General features: G+C 45.3%; 29 protein-coding genes, 1 pseudogene and 1 riboswitch. Of the genes and pseudogenes, 17 read left to right on the top strand and 13 right to left on the bottom strand.

The window, feature by feature from the left end; all coding sequences use genetic code 11:
• Positions 1 to 3 precede the first annotated feature (3 nt).
• Positions 4 to 708: a hypothetical protein gene (locus AZ46_RS22050; RefSeq protein WP_029282543.1), complete on the top strand. Its 705-nt coding sequence runs from the start codon at positions 4 to 6 to the stop codon at positions 706 to 708.
• Between the two features lie 123 nt (positions 709 to 831).
• Here AZ46_RS22050 and AZ46_RS00450 read toward each other — a convergent pair whose 3' ends face one another.
• The 3 genes and pseudogenes from AZ46_RS00450 to AZ46_RS00460 form a co-directional block, all read right to left on the bottom strand.
• On the bottom strand, positions 832 to 1,965 hold the full coding sequence (locus tag AZ46_RS00450) for a glycosyltransferase family 4 protein (RefSeq protein WP_029282541.1): 1,134 nt from the start codon (positions 1,963 to 1,965) through the stop codon (positions 832 to 834).
• Positions 1,962 to 2,918 (bottom strand): NAD-dependent epimerase/dehydratase family protein, encoded by a 957-nt coding sequence (locus AZ46_RS00455; protein WP_029282539.1) that lies wholly within the window; start codon positions 2,916 to 2,918, stop codon positions 1,962 to 1,964. The genes AZ46_RS00450 and AZ46_RS00455 overlap by 4 nt, the downstream gene beginning before the upstream one ends.
• Positions 2,915 to 4,204: pseudogene (locus AZ46_RS00460) on the bottom strand (UDP-glucose dehydrogenase family protein); the annotation flags it as partial. The pseudogene AZ46_RS00460 and the gene AZ46_RS00455, both read right to left, overlap by 4 nt.
• 202 nt (positions 4,205 to 4,406) lie before the next feature.
• Here AZ46_RS00460 and AZ46_RS00465 point away from each other — a divergent pair.
• Complete coding sequence (locus tag AZ46_RS00465; RefSeq protein WP_029282536.1) at positions 4,407 to 5,492, top strand: glycosyltransferase; 1,086 nt, start codon at positions 4,407 to 4,409, stop codon at positions 5,490 to 5,492.
• Between the two features lie 20 nt (positions 5,493 to 5,512).
• Here AZ46_RS00465 and AZ46_RS00470 read toward each other — a convergent pair whose 3' ends face one another.
• Both AZ46_RS00470 and AZ46_RS00475 read right to left on the bottom strand, forming a co-directional pair.
• The gene (locus AZ46_RS00470) at positions 5,513 to 6,304 is read right to left on the bottom strand and encodes a HipA family kinase (protein ID WP_029282534.1); all 792 of its coding nucleotides are present in this window, start codon (positions 6,302 to 6,304) and stop codon (positions 5,513 to 5,515) included.
• 20 nt (positions 6,305 to 6,324) lie between these two features.
• Entirely contained in the window at positions 6,325 to 6,600 is a 276-nt protein-coding gene (locus AZ46_RS00475; protein WP_051865048.1) for a hypothetical protein, read from the bottom strand.
• Between the two features lie 152 nt (positions 6,601 to 6,752).
• Between AZ46_RS00475 and AZ46_RS00480 the strand changes: the two genes are divergently transcribed.
• Positions 6,753 to 7,103, top strand: a complete 351-nt coding sequence (locus tag AZ46_RS00480) for a DUF1360 domain-containing protein (RefSeq protein WP_029282531.1) — start codon at positions 6,753 to 6,755, stop codon at positions 7,101 to 7,103.
• Positions 7,104 to 7,195: 92 nt separating this feature from the next.
• Here AZ46_RS00480 and AZ46_RS00485 read toward each other — a convergent pair whose 3' ends face one another.
• Together AZ46_RS00485 and AZ46_RS00490 are read right to left on the bottom strand one after the other, a co-directional pair.
• The gene (locus AZ46_RS00485) at positions 7,196 to 7,993 is read right to left on the bottom strand and encodes a hypothetical protein (RefSeq protein WP_029282529.1); all 798 of its coding nucleotides are present in this window, start codon (positions 7,991 to 7,993) and stop codon (positions 7,196 to 7,198) included.
• Between the two features lie 105 nt (positions 7,994 to 8,098).
• On the bottom strand, positions 8,099 to 8,812 hold the full coding sequence (locus tag AZ46_RS00490; protein WP_029282527.1) for a BMQ_0737 family morphogenetic spore coat protein: 714 nt from the start codon (positions 8,810 to 8,812) through the stop codon (positions 8,099 to 8,101).
• Positions 8,813 to 9,024: 212 nt separating this feature from the next.
• Here AZ46_RS00490 and AZ46_RS00495 point away from each other — a divergent pair, with 212 nt between their 5' ends.
• The 5 genes from AZ46_RS00495 (at position 9,025) to spoVIF (ending at position 10,530) form a co-directional block, all read left to right on the top strand.
• Positions 9,025 to 9,348, top strand: coding sequence for a hypothetical protein (locus AZ46_RS00495; RefSeq protein ID WP_029282525.1), 324 nt, complete (start codon positions 9,025 to 9,027; stop codon positions 9,346 to 9,348).
• Positions 9,349 to 9,439: 91 nt separating this feature from the next.
• Positions 9,440 to 9,583: a hypothetical protein gene (locus AZ46_RS21815; RefSeq protein WP_158001587.1), complete on the top strand. Its 144-nt coding sequence runs from the start codon at positions 9,440 to 9,442 to the stop codon at positions 9,581 to 9,583.
• Positions 9,584 to 9,625: 42 nt separating this feature from the next.
• Positions 9,626 to 9,907 carry a hypothetical protein gene (locus tag AZ46_RS00500; RefSeq protein ID WP_139015472.1) on the top strand — a complete coding sequence of 94 codons (282 nt, stop codon included), beginning with the start codon at positions 9,626 to 9,628 and terminating at the stop codon, positions 9,905 to 9,907.
• Between the two features lie 92 nt (positions 9,908 to 9,999).
• Positions 10,000 to 10,134 (top strand): YjcZ family sporulation protein, encoded by a 135-nt coding sequence (locus tag AZ46_RS21135; protein WP_081414023.1) that lies wholly within the window; start codon positions 10,000 to 10,002, stop codon positions 10,132 to 10,134.
• Positions 10,135 to 10,275: 141 nt separating this feature from the next.
• Entirely contained in the window at positions 10,276 to 10,530 is a 255-nt protein-coding gene (gene spoVIF, locus AZ46_RS00505; protein ID WP_029282521.1) for a sporulation-specific transcription regulator SpoVIF, read from the top strand.
• Between the two features lie 37 nt (positions 10,531 to 10,567).
• Here the strand turns inward: spoVIF and AZ46_RS00510 are convergent, their stop codons facing one another.
• Positions 10,568 to 12,826 carry an ATP-dependent helicase gene (locus AZ46_RS00510; RefSeq protein WP_035318948.1) on the bottom strand — a complete coding sequence of 753 codons (2,259 nt, stop codon included), beginning with the start codon at positions 12,824 to 12,826 and terminating at the stop codon, positions 10,568 to 10,570.
• Between the two features lie 154 nt (positions 12,827 to 12,980).
• Between AZ46_RS00510 and AZ46_RS00515 the strand changes: the two genes are divergently transcribed.
• Positions 12,981 to 13,208: a hypothetical protein gene (locus tag AZ46_RS00515; RefSeq protein ID WP_029282517.1), complete on the top strand. Its 228-nt coding sequence runs from the start codon at positions 12,981 to 12,983 to the stop codon at positions 13,206 to 13,208.
• 24 nt (positions 13,209 to 13,232) lie between these two features.
• Complete coding sequence (locus tag AZ46_RS00520; protein ID WP_029282515.1) at positions 13,233 to 14,126, top strand: MBL fold metallo-hydrolase; 894 nt, start codon at positions 13,233 to 13,235, stop codon at positions 14,124 to 14,126.
• On the opposite strand, the gene AZ46_RS00525 is transcribed toward AZ46_RS00520, so the two are convergent.
• From AZ46_RS00525 to AZ46_RS00545, 5 genes are all read right to left on the bottom strand, one after another.
• The gene (locus AZ46_RS00525) at positions 14,123 to 14,809 is read right to left on the bottom strand and encodes a DUF421 domain-containing protein (RefSeq protein ID WP_029282513.1); all 687 of its coding nucleotides are present in this window, start codon (positions 14,807 to 14,809) and stop codon (positions 14,123 to 14,125) included. The two genes, AZ46_RS00520 and AZ46_RS00525, sit on opposite strands and share 4 nt — an antisense overlap.
• A gap of 574 nt (positions 14,810 to 15,383) precedes the next feature.
• Complete coding sequence (locus AZ46_RS00530) at positions 15,384 to 15,812, bottom strand: GNAT family N-acetyltransferase (RefSeq protein ID WP_029282511.1); 429 nt, start codon at positions 15,810 to 15,812, stop codon at positions 15,384 to 15,386.
• A complete protein-coding gene (locus tag AZ46_RS00535) occupies positions 15,813 to 16,334 on the bottom strand; it encodes a YjcG family protein (RefSeq protein ID WP_029282509.1) in 522 nt (173 codons plus the stop codon).
• Between the two features lie 73 nt (positions 16,335 to 16,407).
• Positions 16,408 to 17,130 (bottom strand): alpha/beta hydrolase, encoded by a 723-nt coding sequence (locus AZ46_RS00540; protein WP_029282507.1) that lies wholly within the window; start codon positions 17,128 to 17,130, stop codon positions 16,408 to 16,410.
• Positions 17,131 to 17,234: 104 nt separating this feature from the next.
• The gene (locus AZ46_RS00545) at positions 17,235 to 18,290 is read right to left on the bottom strand and encodes a hypothetical protein (RefSeq protein ID WP_029282506.1); all 1,056 of its coding nucleotides are present in this window, start codon (positions 18,288 to 18,290) and stop codon (positions 17,235 to 17,237) included.
• A gap of 156 nt (positions 18,291 to 18,446) precedes the next feature.
• Here AZ46_RS00545 and AZ46_RS00550 point away from each other — a divergent pair, with 156 nt between their 5' ends.
• From AZ46_RS00550 to metC, 7 genes are all read left to right on the top strand, one after another.
• On the top strand, positions 18,447 to 19,337 hold the full coding sequence (locus AZ46_RS00550) for a DMT family transporter (protein WP_029282505.1): 891 nt from the start codon (positions 18,447 to 18,449) through the stop codon (positions 19,335 to 19,337).
• A 280-nt stretch (positions 19,338 to 19,617) separates the two neighbouring features.
• Positions 19,618 to 20,694 carry an FMNH2-dependent alkanesulfonate monooxygenase gene (gene ssuD / locus AZ46_RS00555; protein WP_051865050.1) on the top strand — a complete coding sequence of 359 codons (1,077 nt, stop codon included), beginning with the start codon at positions 19,618 to 19,620 and terminating at the stop codon, positions 20,692 to 20,694.
• A 1-nt stretch (position 20,695) separates the two neighbouring features.
• The gene (locus AZ46_RS00560; protein WP_029282503.1) at positions 20,696 to 21,949 is read left to right on the top strand and encodes an ABC transporter substrate-binding protein; all 1,254 of its coding nucleotides are present in this window, start codon (positions 20,696 to 20,698) and stop codon (positions 21,947 to 21,949) included.
• Positions 21,950 to 22,008: 59 nt separating this feature from the next.
• Entirely contained in the window at positions 22,009 to 22,884 is an 876-nt protein-coding gene (locus AZ46_RS00565) for a carbohydrate ABC transporter permease (RefSeq protein WP_029282502.1), read from the top strand.
• Positions 22,885 to 22,901: 17 nt separating this feature from the next.
• Entirely contained in the window at positions 22,902 to 23,711 is an 810-nt protein-coding gene (locus AZ46_RS00570) for a carbohydrate ABC transporter permease (RefSeq protein WP_029282501.1), read from the top strand.
• Between the two features lie 79 nt (positions 23,712 to 23,790).
• Positions 23,791 to 23,913, top strand: a riboswitch (SAM riboswitch).
• Between the two features lie 130 nt (positions 23,914 to 24,043).
• A complete protein-coding gene (locus tag AZ46_RS00575) occupies positions 24,044 to 25,168 on the top strand; it encodes a methionine biosynthesis PLP-dependent protein (protein WP_029282500.1) in 1,125 nt (374 codons plus the stop codon).
• Positions 25,155 to 26,342: a cystathionine beta-lyase gene (gene metC / locus AZ46_RS00580; protein WP_029282499.1), complete on the top strand. Its 1,188-nt coding sequence runs from the start codon at positions 25,155 to 25,157 to the stop codon at positions 26,340 to 26,342. The genes AZ46_RS00575 and metC overlap by 14 nt, the downstream gene beginning before the upstream one ends.
• Positions 26,343 to 26,386: the final 44 nt, after the last annotated feature.

The raw sequence follows: 26,386 nt of genomic DNA on the forward strand, positions 1-26,386 counted from the left end.
ACAATGAGTACAAATGAATTTCAGGAGATTCCTAAAGTCGAGCTTGTAAACTTTTCTTTTTCTCCTCCCGGGCCGATGGGGTGGAGTGCTGCAGAGTATGAAACGATGCTTGAAGATCCGGAAACGTTTCTTTCACAGAATAAGTACCGCAAAGAAGAACCGCCAACGGGAGACGTTGAATTGATTGAACTTCCCATAAAGACGCGGAAGCCTCAGGAAGCATACGTGCCGGTACCAGAAACAGTGTTGCCTCCAGTATCTGTTCAGGAACATACACTCGAAGCAACAGCATTTCCTCCTGCAGCTGTTGAGGAAGCAACGCATGAAGCAGCAGGATCTCCTAACACAGCTGTTGCGGAAGAAACACATGAAGCAGAAGTTCCTATAGCATCTATTGTAAAAGAAACACTAGAAGCAGAGACCATTTTAAATGAAGAACCTTCAGAAATAAAACAAGACGTTTTAATGCAACAGCAGGGAGAAGCAGCAAACTTCATTACGATGTCAGAACATGTGTCACAAGATCAAATGGAAGCAGTACAGAAGACAATCAATACTTCCATGAGTCTCATTGAAATGTTCAGCGCGCTCAGCAAGCAGGAGCAATTCAGCGATGAACTTGAATCCGTTCAGGAATCCATGTTCAGATCGAAGAGAAAATCGAAACACCGAAATTCAACGAGAAAAAACAGAGTATTTTTTATGTAAAAAGAAGGATAAGAGCTTTAAAAAAAGCACATCATCATGGTGTGCTTTTTATTATGCTCTCCGTTCTTGTCCTGCTGGAAAAAACTGGATATGGGTCAAAAAAAAAAACGGCTCTCAGCCGAGTTACTGCGCATTCACATAGATCGATTCAAGTTTTGCTGCAGTATGCTGAAAGGAGAAGTTCTTCTCAGCGTACTGCCTTCCGTATTTCCCTAAAGAAACGGCGCCGGTGCTGTCAGCAAGCAGCTGCGAGATGGCTTCAGCAAACGCATTTGTCTGGTCGTATTCTTTGATGATAAGGCCGTTCATATGATGATTGATCACTTCCGCATTGCCCCCGCGGTCGGTTGTAATAATCGGAAGGCCTGCTGCCATAGCTTCGTAATGGATCCGGGCGAGCGGTTCATGCCACTGGGAGCTGCAGACGAGAAGGTCACCCATGAGCAGGATGTTTGGAATGTCTTCGGATGGAATGTATTTTGTAAAAAGAACATGCTCGCCTAATTTGGCTGCTTCATCGTACAGGAACTGAACATAGTCGTTGATGCCGTCTTCGCTGAACCATTTGCCGCCAACGATGACAAGAACTGAATCGGGGTGTTCCTGGATCACTTGCTTCATCGCTCTGATCAGCAGATGGGGGCCTTTCGTTCTGCTCAGCCTGCCGATGAAGAGAATGGCTTTTTTTCCGTTTAGTCCATACTTCTCTCGCCAGAGTGCTCGTTTTTGTTCTCCTTCGGCTGAATCTCTTTGCAGAAAAGATGAGAAATCAACGCCTGAATAGACCACGTGTGATTTGGCCTCAGCATCAGGATAGCGGAACGTGACCGTCCTCTTGATATATTCGCTGACTGTTGTAATGGCGTCGCACATGCTCAATGCTTCAAGCGCCTGCTCACGCTTCAATTTTCTTGTGGAAAACATGTCGTTGTGAAGGCTGACAAACAGCTTGCTTTTCGGAGAAGCCTGTTTGTATCTCCAAAGTTCGCCTGGCCGATTGAAGACGTGAATATGAGAATAGAATTTGCCTTCGATATCTTTGGCTGTTTGTTCATGAAAGGAAGGTCTTGGAAACCGGATATACTGTATTCCGTTATGTTCATTTGTATCAGGCAGCAGAGGATCTGTAATGGAGTAGACCGTAACTTCGTGATTCCGGCTGAAATAAGGGAGAATGCCATCGAGCATAAGCTGGATGGCACCCCCTTTTACAGCAGGGGACGGCAGTTTTTCTGTGCAAATAAAGGCGATCTTCATAGCGGATCCTCAAGCAGGATGCGTTTCATATAATCATACTCTTTTCGCAGTCCCTCTTTCAGCGGCACATCCGGGGAATAGCCGAGCACATTTTTTGCAAGAGAAATATCTGCATGGGTATGTTTCGGTTCGCCGATTGCTGCATCCAGAAATTGAATATCTGCTTTCCGGCCTGTAATCAGCTCAATCTCTCTAATCAGGTCGATGACGGATGCCCTTTCTTTTCCCCCGATATTAAAAATCCTGCCAATTGTATGATCAGCATGCATTACAGCAGCCGTGCCTTTTACACAATCATCTATATAGGTGAAATCCCTCGTTTGAGAACCGTCTCCAAACAGGGTAAGCGGCTTATCTGTCATGATTTGTTTGAAAAATCGGTGAAAGGCCATATCAGGTCTTTGCCGCGGGCCGTAAACGGTAAAATATCTGAGGATCACTGCAGGCACCCCAAAATTGTGGTTGTAGACAGAGCACAGATGTTCACCCGCAAGCTTTGTGACGCCATAGGGGGAAAGCGGATCAGGCATCGCGTCTTCAGAAACTTTTCCGTGCTTGTAGCCGTAAATGGAGGACGTAGAGGCATAGATGAATTTCTTAAGTGATGTGCCTTTAGCCGCTTCCAGCAGTTTTTGCGTCGCCAGAATATTATTTTCTGCATAAGGATGAAAGTCTTTTCCCCAGCTTGAACGAACGCCGGGAATGCCGGCCAGATGATAGACGACATCCGCTTTTTCTATTAGCTCTTTGCAGTCAATTTCCATAATGGATTTTCTGATGAGCTGAAACCGTGGATGGGTTAAAAGGTTATGCAGATTTATGTTTTTTAAAGGCTCGGGCACAGGTCCGATCATGCAATCAATGCCGGTAACGGTATGAGTCTCATTTTCGAGCAGTTTTTCGCATAAATGAGATCCGATAAAGCCTGCACAGCCAGTTACAAGAATATTCATAGGCGCCCAACTCCTTCATAGATAAGTCCTGCTGCACGTATCACTTCCGGCACAAGACAATTTCTCGCATCCAGAAGCGTCTCGCCTTTCATGAGCTGTTTAACCCTCTGCCAGTCAAGATTCTTGATTTCCTGCCAGTCTGTTGCGAGAATCACAACGTCTGCTCCCGTAACCGCATCATACGGATTACTCGTCTGCTTCACACCGCTTAAATGCTCAGGAAGAGATGCTTTAGGATCAAAAGCGGATACCTCACAGCCAGCTTTATTCAGGGCATGAATCAGTGCTGCAGCGGGAGATTCGCGGATGTCATCTGTTTCAGGCTTAAAGGCAATCCCTAAAACCGCGGTCTTCACAGCCGGAAATGCAGGAAACAGGGATTTCAGTTTCTCAATGTAAACGGTCAGCTGACTTGCATTCACTGATTGAACCGCATCAAGAATAAGCGCTTCAATGCCGCTGCTTTTAGCTGTGTAGCTTAATGACTGAAGATCTTTCGGAAAACACGAACCTCCGTAGCCGATTCCAGCCTGCAAAAAAGAAGGTCCAATCCGGTTATCCAGGCCAATTCCCCTGGCCACATGCGTAATATCCGCTCCATATTTTTCGCATACTCTTGATATTTCATTGATAAAGCTGATTTTTGCAGCAAGAAATGCATTTGATGCGTATTTAATCAGTTCAGCTCCTTCATAGTTCGTCACCAGTTCAGGGGCATCAATTCCTGCGTACAGCTGTTTCAGCAACTGAAGGACCCGCTCATTTTCCTCGTATAGTCCATAAACCATTCTGTCTGGGAACAGCATATCCTTAAGGGCAGAACCTTCCCTTAAAAACTCGGGATTAGAAACAATGTCAAGAAGATCAGGGCCGTAGCCTTTTTCTCTGAGTGAGTTCAGAACAGCACGGTTTGTTCCCGGTGGAACCGTACTTTTAATGAGGATTACTTTATAGGCTGCAATGTTTGCAGCAGCATCTGCCAGCGCTTTATAAAGAAAGCTCAAATTTGAGCTGCCATCTGGAAGGGAAGGTGTCCCCACTGCCAGAACGATTATTTCCGCCTGGTTAATACCTGCAGCGAGATCATCTGAAAAACGGAGCCTGTTTTTATTTTCTTCAATCAGATCCTGAAGTCCAGGTTCATAAATGGGTATCCTTCCGGCCTGCAGCATGGTGACTTTCTTTTTATCCTGGTCGATGCATGATACCCGGTGGCCAAGACTTGAAAGAACGGCTGCCGTTGTCAGGCCCACATAGCCTGCACCAATCACGCACACATTCATTGTAGAAACCCCTTTCTAAAAACCTTCTCCCATAACCTATTATGAAACATGCATAAAACGTTACTGAATCGGGATAAAAACTTGTGAAAGGGTGCTTTTTCTCTGGACAATATGCACCAAAGTCCATAGATGAATAGGCTGACAGCATAAAAGATGAGTGAAGAGGCACAGCTGTGCTCTTAAGAGGAGGAGTGAATCTTTCCAGATGGAAACGATCGCGCACTATCTTATGGAAGATGTGAAGGTCAATCAGCGGTTTATCTACAATCAGATGGTCTATCAGGGAAAATACCGGTCAATTGTCATCGGGCCTTTTCAAAGAAAGGAAGATACGGAGTTTCCAATGGACCATTTCTATAATTTGAATGAAATTTCAGATTTGGCGTCTTTTTTCAAGGAACAGGAAGTGGCCGCCATCCACGCACATCACGGCAAGCATGCAGTGGATGTGTTTCCGCTTGCCATGCAGCAGCAGCTTCCTTTTATCATCAGCATTCGGGGATCAGACGGATCTTCTCAAAGTGAAGTTTTATATAATAAGAACTTTTCACGTTACCGGACGATGGTCGCATACAGCAGCCTGTTTGTTCCTGTATGCGAATACCTTGGAAATGAGCTTCTAAAGCTTGGTGTTCCAAAGAACAAGATGAACGTGCTCTACGGAGGAATCGATTTGGATGTGTTCCCCTTTCAAAAACGGATTCCGCCTGAGGACGGCGAATTTGTCATGATATCGGTCGGCAGGCTTGTCCAAAAAAAGGGCCATGAAACCCTGCTTCGCGCCTTTAAAAAAGCCCATGATCAATTTCCGAAAATAAAGCTTAAAATTATTGGCGGCGGGAAAGAACGGCTGAACCTTGAAGCGCTGATAAATGAATTGAATCTGGAAGGGTCGGTTTCGCTTCCCGGGAAAATGAGCCTGTATGACATTGCGGAAGAGTTAAAAAAAGCCCATCTATTTTGTCTGCCCAGCGAAGTGGCTCCAAACGGTGACGTTGAAGGAATACCTAATGCGCTTAAAGAGGCAATGGCAATCGGGCTCCCGGTCATTTCCACCAGACATGCAGGAATACCCGAACTGATTGCGCATCTGAAGACGGGGTATCTAATTGAAGAAAGAAATGTGCAGCAGCTTGCAGACGGAATGCTTTCCTTTCTCAGGTCAAGCGATGCATGGGGAGAGTATACTCATGCAGCAAGAGCGGTCATTGAGGAGAAATTCGATTTAAGGAAGCAGCTGATCAGACAGCATGAAATGTATGAGCGTTTTTTGAAGATGAACAGAAGATAAACGCAGACCGGGGGCTGCGTTTATTTGCGTTCCAGCATATTCCGGTTTGCCCCAAATACTAAGTCTGGAAGGGCGGCAATTTCAGGTCGGGTTAAAAAATCCGTCAGCCGTTCTTTTTCCCGTTCTGTCACTTCCCAATCCACAGGAATGGCGTCCACGATTTCCGCTATTTTCTGTTTGTTTATCGACATGATTTTTTCTGCAAATTCATACAGCGGGTCAGCATCAGGGAGCAAAGAACTGGCCCATTTGTAAACAGGCATATCCAACCGGTAGACTGGCGTGTCCCGAAGAGTATGCATATCCCAGCTGTACATGCCGGGAAAACACCGTCCATGATCAATCATCCAAAAGAAAACGCTCCCATCCTTCTTTTCTTCAAAAAGAATATTCGTACGGCTTCTGTCATTGTTATTGAGCCACTGATCAAAAATAAGCATGCCGGCAAGGGCATCTTCGTTTTGCACATACATAGCTGCTGAAGACTCTTGAAGTTCCTGATAGGATTTCACTTGATTTAGATAAGGAATGGCAAGATGTATTCCAGCCCGGTAAGTTCCGCGGCTGTCAGCCGGAATTTCCCCAAGTGATCGTTCAGACAGTTCTAATGCAGCAGCGGGCAAAACAGGGAGCCCGAGAAGCATCCCGAGCTTTGCCGCCAGCCATTCATTCACTAGTTCCCGCTTTCGATAATCCCGCACTTTGTAAAATTTCACAACATACAGACAATCATCAGTGAACTGAAACAGATGAGCATAATTTCCTTCAAGTGTCTTTACGTATTTGACAGGCTGAAACCCCTGCTGAGACATATCCCATCCCCCTTAAGCCGTTACTCGTCTTCGCTTCCGACCGTTTCATCTCCGAGAGGCATTTCAATGCCGGTGATTTCATCAAGCTCAAAAGAAACGGACTCTCCTCCGTTTTTATAAAAGCGGTCAATTAAGAAGGAGGCCGTGCCGGATTGCTCATCAAAAGATTCAAAGGCTGCCTCATAATAGACTTTTTCTCCAGCGTGGACATTCACTTCGTCGCCTGGTGCAAGTTTTGCAAGCTTCATAGAAATATCATCCTGACTTTCATTGTTGAAAAACAATACTTTGCTCATAATATCCTCCTCAAACGTCCATTTACTAAACAGTATATGTAGGTGAGCCCCGGAAAGTATGGATATTTGACCAGTAAACCGATAACTTCGGCATAAACACTAAAGCAGCTCATAAAATGTAACATCATTCGTTTGAAGAAAAGGAGACATCTATGATAGCATGGATTGATTTTCTATTATTGTTTCTTGCGAGCTTCAGGCTTACAAGATTGCTTGTATACGATAAAATAACCGCCTTTGTCAGACGTCCCTTTCACAGGGAAGCAGAAGAAACGCTTCCCGATGGCAGCACGATTGCCTATATTGAAATAAAGGGAGGGGGCCTTCAGAAGTGGATCGGCGAATTGCTCAGCTGCTACTGGTGCACCGGCATATGGACATCGGCCTTCCTGTACGGAATCTATGTTTACATGCCTGATCTTGCCTCACCGCTTATTTTGATTCTTGCAATTGCAGGGTGTGCAGCGATTGTTGAATCCATTATTGAAAAACTGATTTTTTAATAGAAACCGGGAAGGAGTCTTAATGGGAGACTCTTTTTTGTTTTTTTTTCAGTTTATGGCCGGATAAAAAATACCGGCGGATTCCCGGCCGGCTATTGTAGGCTTATTTTATTCAAAGAAGGAATTCCATTTGGGAACTCTTTTGCATAAACAAATCCGTTTACCGCCGCCGCGCGTTCAGGAGGAAAAGGAAAGGAAATTTCAAAACTTGAAAAGACGAGCGTCTGGCCGGGCTCAACCAGATTTTCTTTTAGGGGTTTCAGCCAGTATTGGCCGTCTGTCCGCACGCGTTCCCGCCAATTTTCATGAACATGCCTCCAGAGAGGTCCGGGTGCGTCATCAAATAGGTTCGTGTCATCCATCTTACGCTGAAGAATGATTTTTCCGCTTAGTGAACCGTAGGAGACAGGCGTAATCTGCAAGCAGATGACCGGCTGCTGAAGAGGCTTATTTCCGGTGTTTTTTATCACAAAATCCCCGAAAACGGTCAATGGCTCATCGTCCTCTTTTGGCAGGAGAATGGATGCCTGAAAGTGGGCTGTTGCCCCAATGACCGGCGCAATGACAGCAGGTTTCGCCTGTTCTTCCTGCATGAGCAGTTTTTTCCGGAGATCAGATGACCGTTTTTTTTCTTCCTCAAGCGCAACTTCGAGGGTCAGAACTTTTTTTTCGAGTTTGAACACTTCTTTTTCAAACTGATCAGTATGAGTGTGAAGAGCCTCATTCAGCTTTTCCTGAAGATACTGGTTGCGGATCAGCTCTTTTTTTACTTGATTGTCTGCCTCGTTCACCAGCTGCTGCATACGGCTCAGTTCAGAACGGTAGTGGAGGATTTGCTGCTGCAGCTGCAGCGTGCGTTCACCTGCATTTTGGCTATCCTGCTTTTTCATGGCGTGAAACTCCTTTCTGAACTTCCTACTGCATATGTATGAAGAAAAGGTGAAAATCAAACCAAAAAAAATAAGAGGCTGTATAAGAACAGCCATCTTATGTTTTTAGTGCACTGGGAAAATATCAGGGCATTGCGGCGGGAATTTGTCTTTCATGTCACATACATTGATTGCTTCTGTCAGCTCTTCGCGAGGCTTGCAGATTTTAGCTTCTACTTCAAGTTTCACATCAGCTTCCATTTGTACGTCTAAGCAGAATGTAATGGATACATCAAGCTGAGAGAATACGTCTGTGCAGACTAATGTTGCGTCACATTCGAAGTAGTTTACGTGACATTCAAGCTCAGTTCCTTCTGGAGCGCAAAGGATGAATGTTTGAGCAGTTGCAAACGGAATCGCTTTTGATTCACAGATGACATCGTCATTTGCGTCAAGAAGCTCAACTGTTACAAACCCTTTTACAAGAACTTTCACTTTTTGCAGTGTTACTTCGTCACCATTTGGAAGGTTTACTGTTACATCTGTGCGTTTGTCATATGGTGAAATTTCCATGCAAAGGAATGATTTGCTGTCGTCGCCTGTGTCGATGCGATTTCCATCTTTATCGCTTAGGAAGCAGTTCACTGTAACGTCTTTAGAACGTCCCTTTTTCTTAAGAAATTTACAGATGTCGTCTGTCTTGCCATCGCAGTCAAACAAATTATCTAGATCGCAGTCATTTACACTGATTAGCGGCAGGTCCACTGGACGTGTAACCCAGTCATACACTTTGCGTGTTTTGATGCATACTTTTTCTTTTTCTTTTCTGGAATGACTCACTGTTGTTTTCCTCCTATCTTAATTTCTCCCGTCCATTTTAATGAACAGATACATTAGGTGTCGGGACTAATGTATAGTATGTTTTTTCCCAATTTGTGTGCCGTGATAAGAGCGGAAATTTAGGTGAATGTCAGTTTCCTGCATAATTCGCCTGCTGGCTGAATTTCATATTAGTAAGGGAATAATTCAATATATGGATGGGGGAGAGGAATGTGACAAATCAGCAGACGGAAAACATCAAAGCCCTTAAAGCAAGAATTACTTATTTGCAGAGAGAGCTTTCCCATACAAGGGCACAGCTGCTTGACTATGAAGATGACGGTTCTTATCAGGAGCTTCTTAAAGAAAATAAAGAATTGAAGGAAAAGGTATCTCTGCTTGAAGGAGAAAACCTTGTTCTATTTGAACTTCTAAAGAAAAACAAGAACTCTGAAGAAGAAAATGATGCAGTCCATGCGGATAAATATTATGATTCCTGGTTTATCAGCAATCTGAAAAACCAGGCGGCAAAAGACAATAAAAAGACAGAAGAGTAGGCTTCAAGCAAGATTATTGGTACTTTCGCTGAAGTCAAAGCCCTTTCTTCTGACATAATGTAGAAATAGGAACAGCAAAGGGAGGATCAGCATGATTTATAAAAAAAGCTCAAAAGCACCAAAAGTAAACAGTGCCGTGTACCATGGCTCTTCCCAATACAGTCAGCAGCAATTAAGCGGCGGCAAAAAAGCAGGCTGCGGCTGCGGCAAGAAAAAAATCGTTGTAAAAGATTAATGGAAACAAATAAACGTCCCCTGATGTCAGGGGGCTTTTATTTTGTCTATGATCTCTTGCGAACAGAGTATAGTCGGCGGGAATAGGCTGGGAGTAGAGGTGAAGTTCATGAGCAAGCTGAGCGGTGAATTTGAAAAGTTTATGGATAATCATTTCGGCCGTCATGATGACATACAAACAAAACATTCAAAATGGATGGGGCAAAAGGAAAAGGATCTTGGTGCCCTTGAGCGTACGGCCGATGCATTTGAAAAACGAATGGAACAGTTGGCAAATGATGCGGAAAGATGGATGTCAGATCAGGAAAAACGCCTTAAAAAGTAAATTTCCGCAAATAGCCTGATGAATCTGTCCAGCCATTCAAAGCTGTCTGACATATGATGTAGAGACGAAAGGCAGAGGGAGGTGGCTAAGATATGGGTTACGGATATTATGGCGGCTGTGGTTACGGCGGCGGTTACGGCGGTGGCGGCTACTACGGTTCTACATTTGTACTAATCGTAGTATTGTTCATCCTGTTGATCATCGTAGGTGCTTCTTTCTACAACTAATTGAACAGCTTTAACTGAGCAGAAGGTACGGGCGAGAGTCCGTACTTTCCTCTTTTTATTGAGGTCGGATTATGAAAAAAGATAGGCACACACAAGACTCAGTTTCATAGGATATATCATCGTAAAGGAGGCAGCAAAAAAATGGATAATCACTTCTTTAAAAACCTTGAAAAGAAAACAGGTGTAAACATGAAGGAAGTTCTTGATCTTGCCAATTCCCTTCAAAACGCCAACTTCAAAGATGAAAATACGGTCCGCGGCGTCATCCGCCGTGTATCCCAAATTGCCAACAAGCCGGTTAATAAAGAGATGGAAGACAAAATTGTAAACAGCATCGTAAACGGCAAAGAAAAACTTGATTTCGGCACAATCTCAAAAATGATCAATAAGAAATAACGAAAAGACCTCTCAGCCGAGAGGTCTTTTTGCGTATTTAGGGTGTAATCAGCCCTCTGATAAACCTTGAAGGTATCGCCCGGCGCCCTCTTCTGTACTGGGGAACCGATACGGAGAGTGACGTCCTCGCTCTTGTCATTGCTACATACATAAGCCTGCGTTCTTCTTCAATCGGCTTTTCATCCCCTTTGCGGAAGGAATCAAGGGCGAAGTCATGAGGCAGTCCTCCGTCAACGGCACCCAAAATATAAACATGCTCATACTCAAGCCCCTTTGCACGGTGCACCGTCATAAGCTGCACCGCATGAGGATCCCGTTTTTGCCGCCACTCTTTTGACTTTGCGGTCATATGATCGGCATGTTCAAGAAGCTCAGCAATCGTTTCGAATTTGCCGGCAAGAACTCGGACATCCTTCAGGTCATCAGAGCCTTTTTCAATGGCGTTGCCTTCATTTCCGCGTTTTTTCAGGAAATCTGAAAAACCCATTTCCTTTTCAATGACATCAATGGCAGCTGCCGGCCGCATCAGACGTAGCTTTTTAAACAGCGGAACGATTTTCTTGATTTTTGCTTTTTGAAACGGCTGCAGGGACTCGAGCTTGGCAAGGGCTTCTACAAATGTACAGTCATGTGTAATGGAAAATGCTTTAAGGTCATTTAACGCGCTTTGTTTAATAAACAGCGCACTCATGACGTGAACAATCGCAGCCGAATCATCGGGATTCAGTCCAAGCCGTAAATAGGCAAGAAGTGATTTGACCATTCTTCTTTCATAAAAAGACAGTCCTTCCTGTTCAATCGTAAACGGGATGCTTGACTGCGCAAGGCGTTCAAAAATGGCCCGTCCCGACGTGTGAGTCCGGTAAAGAACGGTAAAATCGCCTGGCTTTGACCCTCTTTCAAGCTTTTCCTTCATATCATTTACAACAAGCGTCGCCTCTTCTTCTTCATCAAATGGAAAGAAAAACAGGGGAGGTGTGTCATTTTGATATTGCGCGTTCATCGCTTTTTGATGCCGCTGCTTATTTTTGGAGATAACGGAATTCGCGCTTGCGACGATCTCATGGCTTGAACGGTAATTCTCAGCCAGTGTCACGATTTTCGCCCCCGGAAAATCATGCTTGAAATTAAGGATGAAGGAGGGATCGCTTCCTCTGAACGCATAAATCGACTGATCATCATCCCCGACGACACAAAGCTGATTTGTACGGGAAGAAAGCATTTTTAAAAGCTCATATTGCACAGGATTAATATCTTGAAACTCATCGACGAGAAAATACTCAAACCTTGCCTGGTAAGCTTTAAGAAGCTCCGGATTTTCTGAAAGTAGCTCATAGCATTTGATAAGCATGTCATCAAAATCGAATTGTCCCTGGGCACTTTTCATTTCTTCGTAGTTTTTATAAAGAGTCAGCACCTGTTCTTCAAATTCGTCAGCAGGCTTGATTTCGCCTGCTGTCAGGTAGGTGTTTTTCCAGTAGCTGATCTGCTGGAGGGCCTGGTCATAAGGGAATTCCTTCTCATTGAGTCCCAGGTCTCTGCCGGCCGTTTTAATGTACTGCTCTTTCTGCCAGTCCCATTTAATCAGATGCTGTCCGTTCCATCTTTCTGGATCGCTGTGCATCAGGATTTTGTAAAAAATGCTGTGAAAGGTTCCGCAGACAAGTCTTCCGGCACCATGTACAGCATGTTCGCTCAGCCGGTGCTTCATTTCCTGCGCCGCTTTGGACGTGAATGTGACGAGCATGATTGAGCCAGGGTCAATGCCCTGCTTTTCCATCATGTATAAAGCCCGTGTTGTCAGAACTCTTGTTTTGCCGCTGCCTGCCCCCGCAAGGACGAGAAGCGGTCCATCTATTGTTGTTACAGCTTCAAGCTGAGTATCGTCCAGGCGTATTTCAAGGACGCTGTTTGCCGCTGATTTTTCTTTGATTTGAAGCGGTCTGTCCATCTTTGCAAGCTGATAAGACTTCCAGCCGGTTTCTTTTTTATCACTGTTCTCTGAAATGGATCTTCCTGCAGGCAGCCTGAAGCCGTTCAATTCCTTATAAACCGCCTCTTTGGATGCTGCCGACTCCTGAACGGCCTGACTATACTGCTCACACTGTTCGTGAACGGAATGATCCGCGTGAATAAAAGCGGGTTCCTGTTTAATGCTCATCTGCATTTTCAGCGGCTGGCCGCAGCATGCACAATGAAGTTTTCCGTGCAGGCTTGCTTCATATATCTGCTGATAGCGTTCTCTTGCAAGGTACGGGAGCTGAATGTATTCATCTTTATATTTTCCGCAAATCAATGAAAGTCCCCCCGATTCATTTATGTAAACATCTATTCTCATTTTAAAGTCACAAACCTTATCTTATCAAAAGGAGAGAAAACAAAAAAGGGGCAGGATAATTCGTTTTAAAGGACGAATGTATGGGAATAGTCTCTTAAAAGGGGTGATGAAGATGAGTTTTGCCGTACCGCCAGTGCCTGAACAGTATGTACAGTATGCAAACCGCATGGTGAAACATCAGCAGGATTATGCAAAAGTACCTGGTGCAGCACGCATCAGTCTTTCCCTGTACCCAAGAGAAGAGGTAAAAGAAAAAGCCCGGCCGGAGGAAAAACGGACGGACCAAAAAGCTGTAAGCAAGGTGACCGGAAAGGGACTGCTTTTCAGCGAATCCATTTAAAGAGAAGGAAAGAAGTTGAACGCAATGAAATTCATACAGCTCAGCGAAACATGCTATTATTTTGAATCACCGGTAAATATCGGGTATATAAAAAGCGGGGAGAGCGGTATGCTGATCGATGCCGGCCTTGACCGGCAAGCTGCGAAAAAGGTAATCAGCCAGCTTGAAAAACATGAGCTGCCCCTGACTCATCTCTTTATTACACACGCCCACGCTGATCATTACGGGGGAGCTTCATACATACAGGAACAATTGGCTGTTTATACGTTTGCATCAAAAGAGGAAGCTGCGATTCTGCGGAATCCCGTTTTGGAACCGCTTTATTTATTCCATGGTGCGCTGCCGCTCCCTGAACTGCGGAATAAATTTCTTGAAGGACCGCCTATTGCTGTTGATGAAGAGGTGACAGAAGGGACTTATTGGTTTGGGGAGCAGTCATTTGAATGTATCGCTCTTCCTGGACACAGTCTCATGCAGATGGGAGTGCTTTCGGATGGCATTCTATACGCAGCAGATTCCTATTTCGGTGCAGAACAGCTCTTCAAACATAAAATTCCGTATATCATTGACGCGGAGGAAACGCTTCATTCTCTGAACAGGCTCCTGGAACTGAATGCTGCAGGTGCTGTTCCGGGGCATGGAGCCTTTGAGGCATCATTTAAAGACACGGTAAAAGTGAATGCTTCCTATCATTTGAAGGTACTTGATTCACTTGAAAAAAAATTGACCCCATCAGGAATACCATTTGATGAGGTCATTCAAAGCATGTGCGAAGAATATGATGTGGCTGCTGAAAGACTGTCATCGTGGCTTTTATACCGCACGGCCATCACAGCGTATTTGACGAAACTGATAAAAGAAGAGAAAGTAGAGTTTATAATCAGAGATGCGATGCTTTTTGTTCGAAGCAAAAATTAAGAGGTCGGCTTGAATTTCTGGAGAAACAGGCCGTCTCCTTCCAGCCATTCCGCATACAAAACTTCCCTGTAACCGGTAATACTGCGGGAGGCAAGTTCGTTTTTCAGCCATTCCTCTGAGAAGCCGGCCTCATGAACATTATCAAGCAGCACCTCACCGTCAATGATCATCGTAAAAGGCAGGACTGCGCTTTCTATAGGCAAATTGAAATCACTCTTTGTAGGAGATTCAAACTGCTGCTTTTTCAGAAGATTGATGGTTCCGTCCGTTTCAAGCACCGCATAAGCCACTTCTCTTATTGAAAACGCACCTTTTGCTCGAAGCAGGTGCTGCAGCTGATTGATATCAAGCTTGCTTTTCTTCAGGGCTTCACGGTTAATTTCACCCCTGTGAATAACAATGGTAGGCCTTCCTTCAAGAAACGCCCTCGTTTTTTTCCACTTTTGCGTGATGATCTCAAGCAGATAAATGAGCACCCCCCACACAGCAATGGCAAACAGAATTTTCAAGATGCCCGTGTCATCATCAAATACCGCATTTCCCACAAGCTCTCCAAGCACTAAAGCGGAGATAAAATCAAACGTTGTAATTTGCGTGATCTGCGTCTTCCCAAGCATTCGGGTTAAAAAAAACAGGCCAATAAAACCAATAATCAAATCCATCCCAGTATGTACAAATTCCATTGGATTAAAATGCAAGAGATCCACTGACTTCACCCGGTTTCAATAGGAGATGCCATTAGCATGTGCATTTTGGGGGATTTTCATGATTTTGTTTTGGGCAGGAGTGGAGGATAGATGACCTTTCGGAGCATCGAGGGAAAATAATAAAGTGGATAATGCCGAGTGGAAATTGCGCCCGGAGTTAGCAGCACAAAGTGAGTAGATCACAGACTCAAAAGTGTTCTAAGCCAGGGTTAGCAGCAGAAACTGAGTAGATCAAAGGCCCGAAAGTGTTCTAAACCAGAGTAAGCAGCACAAAGTGAGTAGAGCCCAGGTCCAAAAGTGTTCTAAGGCAGAGTAAGCAGCACAAACTGAGTAGAGCCCAGTCCCAAAAATGTTTTAAACCAAAGTTAGCAGCAGAAACTGAGTAAAGCACAGGCCCAAAAGTGTTCTAACCCGGAGTAAGCAGCACAAAGTGAGTAGACCACAGGCTCGAAAGTGTTCTAATCCGGAGTTAGCAGATCACAAAGGACACCCGGTACCAGTAAATCCGCACAAAAATAAAAAAGCAGCACACAGCTGCTTTTTTATCTGATTACTTTATTTCCTTCATCATCGTCACGTGAGGAATTCCCGCATCCAGGAAGGTTTCCTTGGAGACTGTGCGGTAGCCGAGTCTTTCGTAAAACGCTTCTGCATGTGTCTGGGCGTTGAGTTTTAATGTCTGCATGTCCTTTGCAGCGGCAATTTCTTCGAGTTTTTCCATAATCAGTTTGCCGGCGCCTTTTGAACGGTATTCAGGGAGCACGCAAATACGCTCCATTTTGCCGACGCCGTTTAATATTCTGAAGCGGCCTGCTCCGACGGGCTGATCACCGTCGTAAAGGACCACGTGGGAAGCTTCGCGTTCAAACTGGTCAATTTCTTCTTCTTCAGGCACTTGCTGTTCTTCTACAAATACTTTCGTCCGGACATCATAAGCATCCTGAAGCTCTTCATCCGATTTTACAATGCGTACGTTCACTTAGAGGCCTTCCTTTCCAAGGAGAAATGTTTCAAAAACCGTCCATGATCCATTTTCCAGCTGATAGAGAAGGTGGAAACGGTCCACGGTTTCTTCGTGCTGAAAATCAGTCATCTTCAGACTGCCAAGCACGTCCGAATGTTCATCATCCGAAAGCTTCTGTCCGATTGTGATGTGAGGGACAAATGCATATTCCGGCTCAACATCAGAAAAATACTCATCATGAAGCGCATCATACAGGCTTAAAATCTGCTCTGTCGGTTCTACTTTTAAATAAATGACATTGTTTACTGGAGAAAAGGAACTGAACTTTCGGATTGACAGAGTTACGGGCTGATGGTTCTGCGCAATCTGGCGCAGTTCTCTTGAAATATCGCGGATTCGCTCGTCTGTTGCTTCAAATGGCTGCTTCAGCGTCAAATGCGGCGGAATCAGTGCGTAGTTCGGATCGTAGCGCTTTCTGTACGAATTGGCTGCATCCTGCAGTTTTTTTGATGGAAAAATGGCTATGCCGTATTTCATTTTAGTTCCCTCCCATGTTACGAATATGTAAGTAAAGTATATCAAAATCAGCGGCCAAAGCCTATTAAAGCAGTTAAAACATGGACTGCAGTATCTTTTTAATGGCCGGCTGCCAGTAAGTCCATTTATGATCGCCGTCAAATTCTTCATACTGAACCGGAATGCCTCTGTCCGTCATTGCCTGATGCAGAGCTCTGTTCGGTTCAAGGAAATCCTGTACAGCGCCGTCTGTAGTCTTTACCTCTGTCTCGTTCAGACCAATTTGGTGATACACCGACAGCAGTTCAGGCGAGGAGCATTCCTTCACCATTTTGAGTACCGAATCATCCGAGTATGGTGACTGCATGATGACTTTTCCGAATGTGTGCGGATAGGTCAAAGCCGTCATAAAAGATACTGTGCCTGCCAGAGAATCACCGATCAGCGCACGTCCCGCACCCATTTGATAAGTCGGGAATTCCCGGTCTAAAAATGGCACGAGTTCATGCGCCAGAAAGCGGATATAGGCCGACTGGCGACTGCCGTCAGGATGATATTTTTCCCTGCGGTCATGGACATCACGGTAGGGAATGCCGACTATGATGACATTTTCCATTTTACTGTCTGAAAGCAATTCCTCAGCCTGCCTTGAAATGCGCCCCAGCCTGAAATAATCCTGACCGTCCTGAGCGATCAGGAGGCTGTATTTATATAGAGGGGAATAATTTTTAGGCAAGTAAATGAGCAAGGTCATTTCTTCTTTTAACTCCTGCGAATAAAGCAGCGTCTCCTGTACAATACCTGATTTGACTGTCATGTGTGATACCCCCAAAAGATGACGGACTAACATCCGAAAATAATGATTAAAACGCTTCCATCATTTTAACATGAACAGCGGGAAAATACCTGCATCTTGAGTCATTAGCTTTCGGTTCGTCTCCTGATTTCACGGATGAATGACTCCGCTTCATCAGCATTAAGCAAAACGATTGTGACTTCTTTCTTAAATCCATACAGCAAATCCGCTGAAACAGGTTCTTTTAAACTGATTTTAACAGCGGGTTTCTCTTTCACCAGATCTTGAAGGCTTAAATCAAGAATCTGCCGCTCCTGTTCCTTCGGCCGTTTTTCAGGAAGATCGTTCAGTCCTGCATCACGTATGTGCGCAAGCGGGATGCTGATTTTTTTTGAGATGCCAGCCTGCAGATGCAATGTGTCATCTGACAGGTGATAAGGGCAAAGCCTTATTGCCTGCATGTCTGCGAGGAGAAAAAGCACTCCATATAGATTTAGAATAAGCAATACCCACGAAAGGACGGGGCTAAACGAGTGGAGAAAAAAATGTATCGCAGCCGTTTCCAGCACGATGGCATGAATCAGCATAATCGAAGTAGCAACCGCACTTGTTTTATGGTGGGCGGAAAAGAACGTTCCGCTTCGAACGGGTGCTTTTTTCTTCCATGAAAGAAGCGCGTAATAGAACAGGGAAGCTTCTGTTAAAAGGACGTCCGTCAATTTGTTCCTGGAAATATGATTGCAGACAGCAGATTCCGCTTTCAGGTGAAAATAGGGAAGACCGGATGCTGACAGATAATCTCTTCTGATGAGAGGAATCTTTCTCAATACAAGGACAAGAAGAAACAGCTCTGCTGCGATAAAGATTGATTCAAAAGCCAGAACGGCTGCCGGGAGAAGGGGATGCGCGGCAAGCTGTTCTTCAGGCAGCATAAAATGGGCAAATAAAAAACCGGCTAAAACAACAGGTCCTATATAGGTGAGGGAATACCGTTTTCTTAAAATGAAAAAGTAAGTTAAAAGGGGAATGACAACTAGAAAATCAAGAAGGGATCCAATCAGCGCACCATCAGGAACAGGCTGCATGATTGGAAGACGGTATAGAGCAGCATTTGAAGCCAGAATCAGGACCACAAAAAACAGATACAATCCCCATTTAGGCTTAGTAAGAGTTTGGTTCATATCCTTCGCCGCCTTTCTGTATAGGATAAATATACCATATAATAGTGTAATAAATTGGAAGGGTATGTGAATGAATAATGACAGATTTCAACGTGTCATAATTCCGGAGAGCAGCTCATATTTCTTAAAAGAAGACAAGCTCCGGGAGTGCTGAAGGTGAAAAAACCGTTCCAGTTTATTGCAAGTATTTATGCAGCCGTTTCGATTTCTTTTTGGGGCATTTCTTTTGTGTCTACAAAAGCTGTTCTCAGCCAGCTTGACCCGTTCACGCTCCTTGTTGTCCGCTTTGGAATTGCTGCGGTCTTTTTGCTTTTTCTGCTTCTGCTTCTAAGACATCCGCTCAAGATGAGCCTCTCGCAAATGCCCGCCGTTTTCATTCTTGCCGTACTCGGGATTTTCGTCCATCAGATCATACAGGCCTCAGCCCTGCAATCGATCGGGGCTTCCGAAGCAGGCTGGATCATTTCTTTTTCGCCGATTTTTACAGCTGTTCTTGCTGCCTTCTTTTTAAAAGAACGGTTTACGCTGTTTAAAGCGGCCGGCATGACGATTGCCATTCTCGGGGTGCTTCTGATTACGTCTTACAGGCAGGGCGGATCCATTGTGTTTCACGTGAACTTCGGTTATATCCTGATGATTTTAAGCACGTTAAACTGGGCGGTTTATTCGATTTTGATTAAAAAACTGGCGATACCGTATTCGGCTTTGACGGTCACCTTTTACACAAGCTTTTTCGGCTTTCTAATGACGCTCCCATTTTTCATCAGGGGAGAAGGCTGGAGGCAGCTGTCCGTTCTGACAGGCGAAAACTGGACACATCTTATGTTTCTCGGGATTTTTGTATCAGCCGTAGCCTATTGGTTCTGGGGGAAGGCGCTGGAAGTCATGGAGGCAACGAAAGTATCCTCCTTCCTTTACTTTGAGCCGCTTGCAACCGTCATTGCCGCCGTGCTCCTGCTGAATGAGCCTGTCCTGCTGGCGAGCGGCGCCGGGGGCATGCTGATCATTGTAGGTGTGATGCTTGTGAATTTTAAGAGAAAAGGTTAAAGGAGTTTGTCATTTTTTGAAGAATGTATGTTAACAGGGAAAGCCTTTTTTCACCAAATTATGCAAAATAAATTGACAATCTTGTAAACTCTTACTATTATAAAAATTAATTCTGACTAATCTTATATGGATTGAGCTGATTGGAAAACCAAAGGCTCCCGCCCCATGTCTATTTGGGCTGGGAGCCTTTTTGAAAAGAAAGCGGATCCATTTTTTTATTCAGGCAGCTGAAAATACAGCAGTGCATTCGAGCACAGGCAAATGACTTAGGAGGATATATATGGAGATATTCTGGTTTTTACCGACAGCAGGCGACAGCAGATATTTAGGTACAGATAAAGGCAGGAGGGAGGTCACCATCGAATATTTGCAGCAGGTGGCAAAAGCGGTGGATACGCTTGGGTTCACCGGAGCACTCCTCCCGACAGGAAAAGCATGCGAGGATTCATGGGTCATCGCATCAAGCCTTATTCCTGTGACAGAACGGATGAAATTTCTGATAGCACTGAGACCGGGCTTTACGCCCCCGACGATTGCAGCCCGCATGGCTTCTACTCTTGACCGTATTTCAGGGGGAAGACTTCTTTTGAATATCGTACAGGGAGGGGACCCTGTTGAGCTGGCAGGAGACGGCCTTCATTTGAGCCATGACAAGCGCTATGAGCAGACAAATGAATTTTTGACGGTATGGAGAAGGCTTTTTGAAGAAGAATCGGTTGATTTTAAGGGAGAGTATTTTGACATTGCAGGCGGCGGCATCCATCATCCGCCTGTGCAAAAGCCTTATCCTCCGCTGTATCTTGGGGGCACATCACCTGCAGCACATGAAGTGGCGGCAGAACACGTTGATTATTATTTGACATGGGGAGAGCCGGTTGAAATCGTGAAAGAGCGAATTGACAAAGTCAGGGAGCTCGCCGCCAAAAAAGGACGCGAAGTGAAGTTTGGCATCAGGCTTCATGTCATTGTCAGAGAAACGGCGGAAGAGGCATGGAAGGCTGCAGACGAACTCATTCAATATGTTGATGAGAGCGTAGTGGAAGCGCAGAGACAAAAATTTGCGCGCTTTGATTCAGTCGCGCAGCGCCGGATGACGGATTTGTCGCTGGACAACAAAAACGCGCTTGAAATCGCACCGGGACTGTGGGCAGGAATTGGTCTTGCAAGGGAAGGTGCGGGGACTGCGCTTGTCGGGGATCCGGACAGCGTGGCCGAAAATATGAAAAAGTACGCCGAAGCAGGCGTAGACACATTCATTATGTCGGGGTATCCGCATCTGGAAGAAGCATACCGCACAGCGGAACTGCTGTTTCCAAAGCTGCCCCTGAAACATAAAACCATCAAACAGGAGGTATAAGATGAACAAAAAGCTCAGCAGCTTCTTAGCGGCAATATTCGTAATGGTCCTTGCTTTAGCCGGGTGCTCCTCGAATGAAACCGGAGGGAGCGGAAAAGACGGAGTGACAGAAATCAGCTTTATCCACTGGCGCGGGGAGGATGCTGAAGTTTTTAAAGAACTGATCAGCAAATTCGAAAAAGAGAATCCGAAAATCAAAGTAAACATGACAGTCTATCCATCTGAAGAATATCAGTCTACTGCACAGACGCTGCTCAGAGACGGTTCAACGGGAGATGTGTTTACATCATTCCCGGGATCTCAATTTGAAATTATTAAAAAAGCAGGCTTTTTCGCTGACCTTTCCAATGAGGAATTTGTTCAGAATTACAACGAAAACCTGATAGAAGCAGGAAAGGCAGACGGCAAACAGCTTGCCGTTCCGCTGCAGCTTGTCTATAACCAGCCTGTCTATAATGCAGGTATTTTTGAAGAACTCGGACTGGAGCCCCCTAAAGACTGGGAAGGATTTTTGGCTCTTTGCGAAACTCTTAAAGAAAACGGCTATACACCTATCGCCTTCCCTGGAGCTGATATTGGCCCGGGACAGCTGATGAACAGCATGATGATGAACAATGCGCCGGACGAAGAGATTTTTGCGAAGCTTATGGCCGGCGATGCAAAATTGACGGATGAGTGGTGGGTCAAGACGCTTTCTCAATTTAAAGAGCTTACTGACAAAGGCTACATTGCTAAAGAAGCCCTCGGCACAAAGCATGACGGAGCCATTGCGCTGATGGCCCAGGAAAAAGCAGGAATGCTTGCAAGCGGATCTTACGCTATGGCCGGCATTAAGCAGCAAAATCCGGACATTAAGCTGCAGCTTCTTGCGCCAATCACAGTTGCTGAAAATGAAGCAAAATACGAGGGGGTCCACACAACCACGTTCATGCTTGCAGTCAACAGCAAATCAGAGAAGCAGGATGCAGCAAAAAAATTCGTGAGCTTCCTTTCTGAATCAGAAAATGCAGGAGAGTATGCAAATAAAACAGGCCAGCACGTAACGCTTAAAGATGTCACGTATGAGTCTGAAGAACTGAAAGATACAGCTGTCTGGATGGAAAAAAACACACGGTTCCAGCCGCGCTTTCTGATTCCAAATGCAGATGTTGAAAAAGCGGTGATCGCGTCCATTCAAGCTGTCATCGGCGGAACGGATCCTGAAAAAGCAGCTGCAGAAGCACAAAAAATTGTTGAGCAGAACTTAAGCAAGTAAACCGGAGAAGAGGGGGAAAGCCCCTCTTCTTCTCATCATGAAAGGAGGCCTTTTCATTGCTGAAACATAACAAATCACTGCTGTTCTTTCTGGCACCCGGCATTCTTGTGTACAGCATCTTTTTTATCTACCCGACACTGAGCGCCTTCTTTTACTCATTTACAAACTGGGACGGCATATCCCCGGATTTTGATTTCGTCGGAGTGACCAATTATATCAATCTCGCGACAAATGATTCTATTTTTGCAAAAGCACTTGGAAACAACGTGAAATTCATGTTGTTTGTCGTTGTTTTTCAAACGCTGTTTTCCCTTGTCTTTGCCCTTTTCCTGATTAAAAACACAAGAACCAATGTTTTTTTCAGGGCACTGTTCTTTTTTCCTACGATTTTATCCTCTGTTTCAGTCGCCTTTATCTGGTCGTTTATTTACGATCCAAACCTTGGGCTCCTTAAAACCATTCTTACAGGGCTGCAGCTTGATTTCCTGGCACAGAACTGGCTGGGTGATGAGAAGATCGCCATTTTTTCAATTGCTGTCGTGCAAGTATGGTTTCATACAGGACAGATGATTATTATCTTTGTTGCCGGTCTTCAGAGCATTCCTGCCGATCTTTACGAGGTGGCCAAAATTGAAGGGGCAAGCAGATGGCAGACGTTCAAAAAAGTCACATGGCCGCTTGTTGCTCCCGCAGCAACCATCGTTGTCGCGTACACAACGATACAATCATTTAAAGCGTTCGATCTGATCTTTGCCATGACGCGCGGAGGTCCGAACTATTCAACGGAGATTATCGCAACCCTGATTTACACAACGGCATTCAGGAGCTTTAAATTTGGCTATGCATCAGCAGAATCCGTTATTTTTATGGCCGTCATTGCCTTGATTACGTTTGTGCAGTTTAAGGCATTGCGCGCAAACAGGGTCGACTACTGAGGAAAGGGTGACGAACGTTGAAAGGAACAAAGTACGGACTCATACTAATCTACGCAGCCATTATCATCATTCCGATCTTCGCCATCTTTTTAACAACGTTTAAAACGATTGCTGAAATGTATGAAAATGTACTCGGACTGCCTGAACGGTTTTCAGTGTCAAATTACATATCTATTTTTAAAGATCAGTCGATGGGCCTGTATTTTCAGAACAGCTCGGTTGTCACACTTGTATCCGTCTTTCTGACGCTGTTTTTTGCAAGCCTGATCGCCTTTGCCATCACGCGGATCGGCGGTGTACTCAGCGCTGCTGTGTTCGGATTTTTCACACTCGGCATGATGATTCCTGCGCAGGTGAACATGATTCCGCTCTATCAGTTGATTTTTCAGCTGAAGCTGACGAACAGTCTCGTGGGACTGATGATCGTCAACATTGCGGCTACCTTGCCTGTTGCTGTTTTCATTCTCACTGGATTCATGAAAACTCTGCCGAAATCGTTGTTTGAAGCAGGATCCATTGACGGCGCCGGGAACTGGCTGATGTACCGCAAAATTGCCCTGCCGCTCTCGCTTCCATCGCTGTCTGCAACAGCCATTTTTCTGTTTGTGATGCACTGGAACGACCTGCTGTACCCTTTGCTTTTCATCACGAAAGATGAATATAAGACCTTGCCGCTTGCTCTGCTTGAATTCCAAGGGGAGTACATGACGAACTATCCGATGCTGTTCACCGGCGTGATGATTGCCTCTGCGCCGCTTATTATTGCCTACATCTTCCTTCAGAAATATTTTATTGCGGGAATGACTGCAGGCTCGGTGAAGGGCTGAGTTTTTTGCCCCAAACCCTTGCATTTATGAAAAAAGTGAGGTAAGGTAATAAAAACATTTAAAAAATTCATACTATTTATTCTTATCCAGAGAGGTGGAGGGTTCTGGCCCTGCGAAACCTCAGCAACCGGAAAAGATCAGGCAGATGCCTGTTCGAACCAAGGTGCTAATTCCAGCAAGCTTGATGCTTGGGAGATAAGAGGAAGCCAGTTTTGCCGAACCAGCGTCTTCTTCTTATATGAGGAAGGCGCTTTTTATTTTTCCAAAGCATATAAAAAAGCCCGGTCCAGGGCGTGTAAAAGAAGAAATGACAAACAGGATGGTGTTTAATCATGTCGGAACGCATTGAAACAACTTTGGCGCAAATCGGGAATCGCAGTGAAAACATAACGGGAACGGTAAACCCGCCCGTCTACTTTTCAACAGCCTACAGACATAATGGAATCGGGGAATCAACAGGGTTTGATTACATCAGGACAGGAAATCCGACGAGAACGATTTTAGAAAAAGCAATCGCAGATCTTGAGCACGGCGATCAGGGATATGCATTCAGTTCGGGAATGGCAGCCATTCAGACGCTAATGGCCCTGTTTAAAAGCGGGGATGAACTGATTGTCTCTTCCGATTTGTACGGCGGAACATACCGTTTGTTTGAACGGGAATGGCGCAAATACGGCCTTGTTTTCCATTATGCGGATTTTAAAGACGGGGACTGTACAAAGCAGCTGATCAATGACCGCACAAAGGCGATTTTTCTGGAGACTCCGACAAATCCTTTGATGCAGGAAACAGAGGTCAGCGATATAGCCGAAATGGCACGGGAACACAAGCTGCTGCTGATTGTTGATAATACGTTCTACACGCCGATTCTGCAGACGCCGATTTTAGACGGAGCCGATATTGTCATTCACAGTGCTACCAAATATTTGGGCGGACATAACGATGTACTTGCAGGTCTTGTCGTCGCAAAAGGCAAAGAGCTTTGCGAAGAGCTTGCCCAGCACCATAATGCAATCGGCGGCGTGCTCTCCCCGTTTGATTCATGGCTTTTGATCCGCGGGATGAAGACACTTGCTTTAAGGATGAATCAGCATGAAAAAAATGCAGGACAGGTTGCAGAATTTTTGGAGAGCCAATCCGAAGTAACGGATGTTTTATACCCGGGAAAAGGCGGAATGCTTTCGTTCAGACTGCAAAAAGAAGAGTGGGTCAATCCATTTTTAAAAGCACTGAAGACGATAACCTTTGCTGAGAGCCTCGGAGGCGTTGAGAGCTTTATCACATATCCGGCCACACAGACACATATGGATATTCCAGAAGAGATCAGAGCTGCAAACGGCGTATGCAACCGCCTCCTGCGCTTTTCAGTCGGCATTGAACACGTGGGTGATCTGGAGCAGGACCTGCTGCAGGCATTTGAATGTATGAAGGAGGCAGATAAAGTTGAGCAGCGGTAAGTGGACATTTGAGACGAAACTGCTTCACAACAGTCATAAGGCGCAGAAAGATACAGGGGCGGTCAGCGTTCCCATTCATCATTCATCAACGTTTCACCAGTTTGATTTTGACGATTACGGCAAATTCGACTACGGCCGTTCAGGCAATCCGACGCGGGAAACACTTGAACAGGCCATTACTGAACTTGAAGGCGGAACTAGAGGTTTTGCTTTTGCATCCGGGATGGCAGCAATCTCCACCTGTTTTCTGCTTCTTTCAAAAGGAGACCATGTCCTGATTACAGAGGATGTTTACGGGGGAACATACCGGATCATTACAGACGTTCTCAGCAGATTCGGCATCGAGTACAGCTTTGTTGACATGACCGATCTGCATGAAGTGGCTTCTCATATCAGGCCGAATACGAAAGTCATTTACGTTGAAACGCCGTCCAATCCTCTTTTGAAAATTACCGACATCCGGGGGATTACAAAGCTTGCTAAAGCAAACGGATGCCTGACGTTTTTAGATAATACGTTCCTTACACCAGCTTTGCAGCGGCCGATTGAACTCGGCGTGGACATCGTCCTTCACAGCGCCACCAAATTCCTTGCCGGACACAGTGACGTCCTTGCAGGCCTTGCCGTTGTAAAGGGAGAGGAGCTTGCAGCGAGAGTACAGAAACTGCAGAACGCATTCGGAGCCGTCCTCGGCGTCCAGGACTGCTGGCTCGTTCTCCGTGGCATGAAAACATTGAACGTAAGGCTGCAGCAGTCCAGTGAGTCTGCTCGAAAACTCGCAGACTATTTATCCCGCCATAAAGCCGTCCGGAACGTGTACTACCCTGGACTCACGTTTCATCCCGGGCACTCGATCCAGCGGTATCAGGCAGATGGTCCTGGAGCTGTCCTGTCTTTCACACTGGCAGACGAGGATGCCGTCCGCACGCTCGTTAAAAATGTGGAGCTGCCGGTATTTGCGGTAAGCCTTGGAGCGGTCGAATCCATTCTGTCCTATCCGGCCAGAATGTCCCACGCCGCCATGCCAAAAGAAGAACGGGAGCGCCGCGGAATTACAGACGGACTATTGCGCATAAGCGTCGGGCTGGAAAATGCGGATGACCTGATCAAAGATTTTGAGCAGGCGCTTGCAAAACTGCCGGCGAGTGCAGTGGAGAATAAATTAAGAGCTTAAATCTAGCGGAATTAAAAAATACAAGACTCTTAACTTGATGTTAG

This window comes from Metabacillus indicus LMG 22858 (assembly GCF_000708755.2).
In the GTDB taxonomy this organism is placed as follows: Bacteria; Bacillota; Bacilli; order Bacillales; family Bacillaceae; genus Bacillus_P; species Bacillus_P indicus.

Bases quoted from the DNA above. Each gene is read 5' to 3' on its own strand.
- AZ46_RS00520 (WP_029282515.1), top strand. From the start codon at position 13,233: ATGAAATTCATACAGCTCAGCGAAACATGCTATTATTTTGAATCACCG.
- AZ46_RS00465 (WP_029282536.1), top strand. From the start codon at position 4,407: ATGGAAACGATCGCGCACTATCTTATGGAAGATGTGAAGGTCAATCAG.
- AZ46_RS00450 (WP_029282541.1), bottom strand. From the start codon at position 1,965: ATGAAGATCGCCTTTATTTGCACAGAAAAACTGCCGTCCCCTGCTGTA.
- AZ46_RS00545 (WP_029282506.1), bottom strand. From the start codon at position 18,290: ATGAACCAAACTCTTACTAAGCCTAAATGGGGATTGTATCTGTTTTTT.
- ssuD (WP_051865050.1), top strand. From the start codon at position 19,618: ATGGAGATATTCTGGTTTTTACCGACAGCAGGCGACAGCAGATATTTA.
- AZ46_RS00575 (WP_029282500.1), top strand. From the start codon at position 24,044: ATGTCGGAACGCATTGAAACAACTTTGGCGCAAATCGGGAATCGCAGT.
- AZ46_RS00535 (WP_029282509.1), bottom strand. From the start codon at position 16,334: ATGAAATACGGCATAGCCATTTTTCCATCAAAAAAACTGCAGGATGCA.
- AZ46_RS00485 (WP_029282529.1), bottom strand. From the start codon at position 7,993: ATGAAAAAGCAGGATAGCCAAAATGCAGGTGAACGCACGCTGCAGCTG.
- AZ46_RS00480 (WP_029282531.1), top strand. From the start codon at position 6,753: ATGATAGCATGGATTGATTTTCTATTATTGTTTCTTGCGAGCTTCAGG.
- AZ46_RS00515 (WP_029282517.1), top strand. From the start codon at position 12,981: ATGAGTTTTGCCGTACCGCCAGTGCCTGAACAGTATGTACAGTATGCA.
- AZ46_RS00475 (WP_051865048.1), bottom strand. From the start codon at position 6,600: ATGAGCAAAGTATTGTTTTTCAACAATGAAAGTCAGGATGATATTTCT.
- spoVIF (WP_029282521.1), top strand. From the start codon at position 10,276: ATGGATAATCACTTCTTTAAAAACCTTGAAAAGAAAACAGGTGTAAAC.
- AZ46_RS21135 (WP_081414023.1), top strand. From the start codon at position 10,000: ATGGGTTACGGATATTATGGCGGCTGTGGTTACGGCGGCGGTTACGGC.
- AZ46_RS21815 (WP_158001587.1), top strand. From the start codon at position 9,440: ATGATTTATAAAAAAAGCTCAAAAGCACCAAAAGTAAACAGTGCCGTG.
- AZ46_RS00560 (WP_029282503.1), top strand. From the start codon at position 20,696: ATGAACAAAAAGCTCAGCAGCTTCTTAGCGGCAATATTCGTAATGGTC.
- AZ46_RS22050 (WP_029282543.1), top strand. From the start codon at position 4: ATGAGTACAAATGAATTTCAGGAGATTCCTAAAGTCGAGCTTGTAAAC.
- AZ46_RS00525 (WP_029282513.1), bottom strand. From the start codon at position 14,809: ATGGAATTTGTACATACTGGGATGGATTTGATTATTGGTTTTATTGGC.
- AZ46_RS00470 (WP_029282534.1), bottom strand. From the start codon at position 6,304: ATGTCTCAGCAGGGGTTTCAGCCTGTCAAATACGTAAAGACACTTGAA.
- AZ46_RS00540 (WP_029282507.1), bottom strand. From the start codon at position 17,130: ATGACAGTCAAATCAGGTATTGTACAGGAGACGCTGCTTTATTCGCAG.
- AZ46_RS00455 (WP_029282539.1), bottom strand. From the start codon at position 2,918: ATGAATATTCTTGTAACTGGCTGTGCAGGCTTTATCGGATCTCATTTA.